Source organism: Actinomycetospora sp., from assembly GCF_055612215.1.
Genome location: NZ_JBVPVA010000388.1, coordinates 1 through 1,626 on the forward strand (window position 1 = coordinate 1; position 1,626 = coordinate 1,626).

The 1,626-nt window shown below is 73.7% G+C and carries 2 protein-coding genes; one reads left to right on the plus strand and one right to left on the minus strand.

Annotated elements, in window-relative coordinates; genetic code table 11:
* On the plus strand, nt 1-792 hold a 792-nt coding region (locus tag AC0CYZ_RS11085; protein WP_472215215.1), incomplete at its 5' end, for a helicase-related protein.
* Here AC0CYZ_RS11085 and AC0CYZ_RS11090 read toward each other — a convergent pair.
* Complete coding sequence (locus AC0CYZ_RS11090) at nt 785-1,465, minus strand: UdgX family uracil-DNA binding protein (protein WP_472215217.1); 681 nt, start codon at nt 1,463-1,465, stop codon at nt 785-787. The genes AC0CYZ_RS11085 and AC0CYZ_RS11090 overlap by 8 nt on opposite strands.
* Nucleotides 1,466-1,626: the final 161 nt, after the last annotated feature.

Here is a 1,626-nt window from a genome sequence, read left to right on the forward strand (position 1 = left end):
CTGGTCGCCGAGATCCGCGCGCGGGTCGAGAAGGACGAGCGGGTCCTGGTCACCACGCTGAACAAGAAGATGTCCGAGGACCTCACCGACTACCTGCTCGAGCTGGGGATCAAGGTCCGCTACCTGCACTCCGAGGTCGACTCGCTGCGGCGGGTGGAGCTGCTGCGCCAGCTGCGGTCGGGCGAGTACGACGTGCTCGTCGGCATCAACCTGCTCCGCGAGGGTCTCGACCTGCCCGAGGTGTCGCTGGTGGCCATCCTCGACGCGGACAAGGAGGGGTTCCTGCGCAGCGAGCGGTCGCTCATCCAGACGATCGGCCGCGCGGCCCGCAACGTCTCCGGCCAGGTGCACATGTACGCCGACCGCGTGACCGAGTCGATGCAGTACGCGATCGACGAGACCAACCGCCGCCGCGAGAAGCAGATCGCCTACAACACCGAGCGCGGGGTCGACCCGCAGCCGCTGCGCAAGAACATCAACGACATCCTCGACCGCGTCTACCGCGAGGCCGAGGACACCGAGGTGGAGATCGGCGGGTCCGGACGCAACGCCTCCCGGGGCCGCCGGGCGGCGGGCGAGGCCGGCGGCACCCGGGGCCACTCCGGGGTGGTGGAGCACCGCGACACGTCGGGGATGGCGCGCGCGGAGCTGGCCGACCTCATCCAGCAGCTCACCGACCAGATGATGTCGGCGGCGCGCGACCTGCAGTTCGAGCTCGCCGGGCGGCTGCGCGACGAGATCGCCGACCTCAAGAAGGAGATGCGGGGGATGGACGCGGCCGGGGTCAGCTGAGCAGCCCCGCGGCCGTGCGCAGGTCCTCGACGAACCCGGCCCGCATCTCGTCGGCGTCCTGCCCGCGGTTCGGGTCGGCCCGCAGGATCGCGGACGGGTGGATCGTCGGGACGAGCATGGTGTCCTGCCACGGTCGGGGCTGCCCGCGCTCGGCGGTGATCCGGAACGACGCGCCCAGCAGCGCCTTGCCCGCGGTCGCCCCGAGGGTCACGAGCACGTGCGGGCGCACCAGCGCGAGCTCGCCGTCCAGCCACGGCCGGCAGGCCCGCACGTGGCCGACCTTCGGGGTCTGGTGGATGCGACGGTTACCCTGCCGGCGGAACGAGAAGTGCTTCACCGCGTTCGTCACGTAGGCGTCCTCGCGGGCGATGCCCGCCTCGACCAGCGCCCCGTCGAACAGGCGACCGGCGGGCCCGACGAACGGCTCCAGCGCGCGGTCCTCCTGGTCCCCGGGCTGCTCGCCGACGAACATCATCCGGGCGGTCGCCGGGCCGGTGCCGAACACCGTGCCGGTCGTGCCCTCGTAGAGCTCGCACGCGGTGCAGACGGCGGCGCGTTCCCGGAGCGTGTCGAGGTCGGGCGCCTCGGTGGGCGCGGCGGCCGCGGCGTCGAGGATCGGCCCGGGGGAGTCGGGCGCGTCCGGGGTGGAGAAGAGGTCGAGCGGTTCGGTCACCGGCCGGGGGTGCCCGGGAACCCGGCCTCCGACCCGCCCGGCCGGTGCGCGCGGCCGGCCCGCGCGTCCGCCCCCTCGACGACGGGCACTGGAGGCAGCCCACGAGGGCCTGCCGCCTGCCTGGCGTGCCCCTGATCTTGGGGCAGGGCGGCCGCGTCGTC